The sequence below is a fragment of the Pseudoduganella sp. RAF53_2 genome (genome assembly GCF_052113985.1).
GTDB lineage: Bacteria > Pseudomonadota > Gammaproteobacteria > Burkholderiales > Burkholderiaceae_D > Rugamonas.
The window spans coordinates 1-5,749 of record NZ_JBFRDW010000383.1 but is presented as its reverse complement, the minus strand read 5'-3'; the positions used below and the strand labels follow the sequence as shown (position 1 = coordinate 5,749).

General features: G+C 62.2%; 5 protein-coding genes and 1 pseudogene. 4 read left to right on the top strand and 2 right to left on the bottom strand.

Going from position 1 to position 5,749, the window contains the following annotated elements; all coding sequences use genetic code 11:
• Positions 1 to 150 precede the first annotated feature (150 nt).
• Positions 151 to 636 (bottom strand): VOC family protein, encoded by a 486-nt coding sequence (locus AB4Z11_RS20695; protein ID WP_442027360.1) that lies wholly within the window; start codon positions 634 to 636, stop codon positions 151 to 153.
• 85 nt (positions 637 to 721) lie between these two features.
• Between AB4Z11_RS20695 and AB4Z11_RS20690 the strand changes: the two genes are divergently transcribed.
• Positions 722 to 1,456 (top strand): Mut7-C RNAse domain-containing protein, encoded by a 735-nt coding sequence (locus tag AB4Z11_RS20690; protein WP_442027358.1) that lies wholly within the window; start codon positions 722 to 724, stop codon positions 1,454 to 1,456.
• 56 nt (positions 1,457 to 1,512) lie between these two features.
• Positions 1,513 to 2,373 carry a flagellar motor stator protein MotA gene (motA, locus tag AB4Z11_RS20685; RefSeq protein WP_442027356.1) on the top strand — a complete coding sequence of 287 codons (861 nt, stop codon included), beginning with the start codon at positions 1,513 to 1,515 and terminating at the stop codon, positions 2,371 to 2,373.
• Here motA and AB4Z11_RS20680 read toward each other — a convergent pair.
• Complete coding sequence (locus tag AB4Z11_RS20680) at positions 2,360 to 4,186, bottom strand: DUF4153 domain-containing protein (RefSeq protein ID WP_442027354.1); 1,827 nt, start codon at positions 4,184 to 4,186, stop codon at positions 2,360 to 2,362. The two genes, motA and AB4Z11_RS20680, sit on opposite strands and share 14 nt — an antisense overlap.
• A 122-nt stretch (positions 4,187 to 4,308) precedes the next feature.
• Between AB4Z11_RS20680 and dapC the strand changes: the two genes are divergently transcribed.
• Positions 4,309 to 5,523, top strand: coding sequence for a succinyldiaminopimelate transaminase (gene dapC, locus AB4Z11_RS20675; protein ID WP_442027353.1), 1,215 nt, complete (start codon positions 4,309 to 4,311; stop codon positions 5,521 to 5,523).
• Positions 5,524 to 5,531: 8 nt separating this feature from the next.
• Positions 5,532 to 5,749 (top strand): annotated as a pseudogene (locus tag AB4Z11_RS20670) (2,3,4,5-tetrahydropyridine-2,6-dicarboxylate N-succinyltransferase); the annotation flags it as partial.

Here is a 5,749-nt window from a genome sequence, read left to right as displayed (position 1 = left end):
TTGCGCAGACGAGCTGGCATCCGGAAGGCTGCTGGCGGTAATGCCGGACTTTGCGCCGGAACCAGTGGAGGTGCACGCCGTCTATCCCGGCGGTCGCGCCACCTCCACTAAGGTGAAACTATTCAGCGAATTTCTGAAAGAGCTGCTGGCCTAGGCTTCGTTGTAGGCCTTGCGCAGCGTGGCGAGGTCCATTTTCTTCATCTTCATCATCGCTGCCATAGCGGCCTGGGATTTGGCGCGATTGGAGTCGCTCAGCATGTCCATGATCGCGGCCGGGAAGACTTGCCAGGACAGGCCGTATTTGTCCTTCAGCCAGCCGCACTCGCTGTGGGCGCCGCCTTCGGCCAGCTTGTCCCAGTAGTAGTCGATCTCCTCCTGCGAATCGCATGGCACTTGCAGCGATACGGCTTCATTGAACTTGAAGACCGGCCCCCCATTCAGCAAGGTGATGGGCTGGCCCTTGATGTCGATTTCGACGACCAGCACGGTGCCCGCTTTCTGGCCGTGCTGCTCGTGGCCTGCCTCACCGTAGTAGCTGGTGCGGGTGGTCTTGCTGTCCTTGAAGATGCTCGTGTAGAACTTCGCGGCTTCCTCGGCCTGGTTGTCGAACCAAAGGCATGGCGTGATTTTCTGCATGGTTTCCTCCGTCAAAAGTGGGGTGATGGTAACTCTACGACGAACGGACGGCGCACGGATCGACAGGCCGCGTAAAATAATCCGTATGGTCATGGCCACCTTCCGCTTTTACGAGGAACTCAACGATTTCCTGCCCCGCCAGCGGCGCAAGGTGGAATTCAGTTGCGAGTGCGCGCGCGCCGCCACCACCAAGCACATGATCGAAGCACTGGGCGTACCGCATACGGAAGTGGAACTGATTCTAGTGAATGGCATATCGACCGACTTTCACCAGATCCTGCAGGACGGCGACCGTGTAGCCGTCTATCCCAAATTCGAAACCTTCGACATCAAGCCGCTGCTGCGCGTGCGCGAGCAACCCATGCGCGAGCTGCGCTTCGTGGCGGATGCCCACCTCGGCGGCCTGGCGCGCCTGCTGCGCATGGCGGGCTTCGATACGCTTTACGACAATGCCATTGACGACAGCGAGGTTGAGGCGCTATCCAAGAACGAGCACCGCGTCGCGCTCACCCGCGACCGCGACTTGCTGAAGCGCTCAGGCGTGACGCACGGCTGCTATGTGCGGGCGCTGAAGCCCGCGCCCCAGCTGGCGGAGCTGTTCCAGCGCCTTGACCTGGCCGCCAGCGCCAAGCCATTCACCCTGTGCCTGAGCTGCAATCAGCCGCTGCGCACAATCGATAAGGTTGCGGCATGGGACAAGCTGCCGCCATCCGTGCGCGCGACACAAGACGAGTTCCTGACTTGCGACTGCTGCCACGGCGTGTTCTGGAAAGGCTCGCACTGGCGGCGCATGTGCACACTTCTTGAGCAAATTTCTTAGAAGAAATGAAAACCGGGTTAAAATGTTGCCAAGTGGCATCATTTTAGGAGAGTCCCGTGTTCGTCATTGTCGGATATATCGTGGTGGTTGCTTCCGTACTGGGCGGCTATGCGCTGCAAGGTGGCCATCTGGCCGCGCTGTTTCAGCCTACCGAGCTGCTGATCATCGGCGGCGCTGCCACCGGCGCTTTCTTTGTCGCCAACGACAAGAAGGCTATCGCCGCAACGCTGGCCGCTATCCCTGGCCTGTTCCAGACTTCGCGCCATACCAAGTCGCTTTACATGGAGCTGATGTCGCTGATGTTCGAGCTGCTGTCCAAGGTGCGCAAGGAAGGYCTGATGACCATCGAGGGCGACGTCGACGAACCGCATCAGAGTCCGATCTTCACCAAGTATCCGCGCATCCTGCACGACCATCACCTGCTGGAGTTCATGACCGAYTACCTGCGCYTGATGGTGTCSGGGAATATGGAYGCCTTCCAGATCGAGAAYCTGATGGACAACGAGATCGAMACGCATAACGAGGATGCCGAGATCCCGATTCATACCATCCAGCAGATGGCCGAGGCGATGCCGGCTTTCGGCATCGTGGCCGCGGTGGTGGGCGTGGTGCACACCATGGGCTCCGTGGGCCTGCCGCCGGCGGAACTGGGCATCCTGATCGCCAGTGCGCTGGTCGGCACCTTCCTCGGCATCCTGATTGCGTATGGCTTCGTTGGTCCGCTGGCCAGCCTGCTGAAGCGCAAGCATCACGAAACAGTGAAGATGTACCAGTGCGTGAAGGTGACGCTGCTGGCAAGCCTGAACGGCTACTCGCCCGCCCTGGCCGTGGAATTTGGCCGCAAGGTGATATCCGCGACCGAGCGCCCGTCCTTCGTGGAACTGGACAAACACGTGCGCCTGGTCAAGGCGAAGTAGCGGCGCTGAGTCCCGCACAAGCGCCCGGCTGCAACGGGATAGACGATTCCCGTTGCAGCGCCACACGCTGGCCACCGACCTCGATCTCGCGCATGCGCGGCGGCACCAGCGAATACTCCCCTGCCTTCAGCTTCGCCAGCAAAGGCTCGCAGCCTRCCACATCGTAAGGCACGCGGGCCAGCACATCCCAGCGATGATCCTCACTTTCGGCCAGCAGCACGGCGCCGATGAAACTCTCTTCCCCAACCAGCAGCACTTCGGTGCGGCCATCGCCGTCGATATCGACCATGAAGGCATCGCAGATGCGATCCGGCTTGGTCAGACATAGCGGCAGGCGCGGGCCGGCGCGGTTCAGGTTCCAGTCGCGCAGCGGAAAACCCTCGGGCAAATGGGCCTCTTTCGGCCACACGCGGATATTGGCGGCGATATCYAGCCCCGGCGTCGAACGCAGATCGCCGGTGAAACGCAAGCTCATGGCCTGCTCCGCTTTCGCCCGCAAGGCGCTGTCGGTGCTGGAAGCCAGCTTGTGCAAGGCTGCCAGTCCATAGCGCTCGCCCTGGAAGCGCAGGAAGGCAAAGTCGAACTGATCGAGCGGAGTCCTGCCCTGCTCCAGCCGCGCCAACTGGCTGGACACGGAAATGCGCGCCGGATCGGCAATCGGCGTGAACAGGCCTAGCAATACGGCCAGCACCAGCAAGGCCGCACAGATATTCACCTCGCGCACCGGCTGTAACCAGGCGCCCTTGCGCAGCGCCGCCCAGGCGTAACCCACGGCATAGCAGACCGCCACCAGCAGGCAGGATGCGGCGATCACGCGGTCGGGCGTCCAGCCGTAGTCCGCCACGCGCAGGCCGAGCGCATGAATACCGAGGGCCGTCAGCGGCAACAGCAGCACGCAGGATACGCGCGCGGACATACGCACCGTGCGCGCCACGCCCGGCAAGCCGTCCCCGGTCTGGAAGGCCGCATTCACCAGCACCACCAGCATCGCGCTGGTGGACAACAGCACCGCCGTTGCGTGGCGCGTTTTCCACAGCACTTCCAGTCCCGTGAACGGCAGGCTGGCGAGGAAGCCCAGCGACAACAGCGACGCCACCGGCAGAATCCAGGCCATCAACACCAGCAGCAGCGTGCGGATGCCGCGCACGATGGCGGGACGCACATCCGTCACGTGCATGGCGCAGGAAAAGGCGAAACAGGTCGCGGGCACGGAAAACCACGGTTCCTCCAGCAACTGGCGCAGGAATTTCAGCTCCAGCAACTGGAACATGATGGCGCCCAGCCACAGCACGCCCCAGAATGCGAGCACGAAAAATCCCGAGAACGAAAGCTGTATAAACAACTTCCATGCGCTTTCAAAATAGGTGGTGTAGCGTGCGATGCGGCGGCCGTCCTGCGCGCCCGCCAGCACCATGCTGTGAGCGATGTAGAAAAACCCAACGCTGAAGATCAGCACGAAAAAGGAAGACTGGCGCGGCGCATCCGGCGGCGCCGCTGCGGCAAGGCGCCACGCGTCGTTCACGCCGAATACGACGATTACGGCGCCGGCGGCCAGCAGCCACACAATCAGCTGGCGCCGCGTCAGATGGCCCAGCGCGGAAATCAGCAGGATGGGAACAATCAGCGACAGCAGCACCAGCGGATAAAACAGCATCGGCGCGCTGGCAGGCCAGCCCTTGTTGCGCAGCGAATGATAGAGGAAATACAACAGCGCGCCCTGCACCAGGCCCGCGGCCAGGCGCTGCTGGCCCACGCGGCGGGTCACGGCAGCGTCGCGCAGGAGCACATCGGGATCGGTAAGCACGGCCGGCATAGATCCTCCTCAAGGGGGTGAAGACGATAATAGCGCCTTGTCATTATTGCAGCAACGCCCACTGTGGCCTCACTCTGAGGCTATAATGGGTGGTTCCGATTCCCGCAACATGACGACCTGCCGTGAACCCTCACCTCGACAAGCTCCAACCCTATCCGTTTGAAAAGCTGCGCCAACTGTTTGCGTCCGTGACGCCAAACCAGGACTACCCGGCCATCAGCCTTGGCATGGGCGAACCGAAACATCCGACGCCGCCCTTCATTCAGCAAGCCTTGATCGAGCATATCGGGGGCCTGGCGAACTATCCGACCACCATTGGTTCGGAAGCGCTGCGCAAGGCGATTGCCGGCTGGCTGGAGCGCCGTTACGGCCTCCCTGCGCTTGATCCGGCCACGCAAGTGCTGCCGGTGAACGGTTCGCGCGAGGCCCTGTTCGCACTGGCGCAAACCGTGATCACGCCGGACTCGGGCCAGCTGGTCATGAGCCCGAATCCGTTCTACCAGATTTATGAAGGCGCGGCCTATCTGGCGGGCRCTGAGCCCTACTTCGTCAACTCCGACCCGTCACGCAATTTCGCCTGCGATTACGACAGCGTGCCGGAAGAAGTGTGGAAGCGCGTGCGCCTGCTCTACCTCTGCTCGCCGGGCAATCCTACCGGCGCCGTGCTGACGCTGACCGACTGGGAGAATCTGTTCGCCCTGTCCGAACGCCACGGCTTCATTATCGCGGCCGACGAGTGCTATTCCGAAATCTACCACGGCGACGAGCCGCCGCTGGGCGCCATGGAAGCCGCGCACAAGCTGGGCCTCAACACCGCCGGCAAGCCTTATGCGCGCCTGGTGGTGTTTTCCAGCCTGTCCAAGCGCTCCAACGTGCCGGGCATGCGCTCCGGCTTCGTGGCGGGCGATGCGGACGTGCTCAAAAAATTCCTGTTGTACCGCACCTACCACGGCAGCGCCATGAGCCCTGTCGTGCAGGCTGCGTCGGTGGCGGCCTGGAACGACGAAACCCACGTCGAAGCCAACCGTGCCGAATACCGCGCCAAGTTCGCCGCCATCACACCCCTGCTGCAGGAAGTGATGGACGTGGCGCTGCCCGACGCAGGCTTCTATCTGTGGGCTGACGTGAGCCGCACCGGCTTGTCCGATACGGAATTCGCCCAGCGCCTGCACGCCGAATATAATGTGACCGTCCTGCCGGGTTCATTCCTGGCGCGCGACGCCCACGGCATCAACCCTGGCCGCAACCGCATCCGCATGGCGCTGGTTGCCGAGGCCTCGGAAGGGCTGGAAGCGGCGCGCCGCATCGTCCAATTTTGCAAAAACCTGAATAAGTAAAGACCACCATGAGCATCCAGCAAATTATCGAATCCGCGTGGGACAACCGCGCCGAACTGAATCCGTCCAACGCTTCCGCCGAAATCCGCGACGCCGTCAGCCACGTGCTGGCTGGCCTGGACGCCGGCTCCCTGCGCGTGGCGCAGAAAGAGAATGGCGCCTGGATCGTCAACCAGTGGATCAAGAAAGCCGTGCTGCTGTCCTTCCGACTGGAGAACAACGTGGC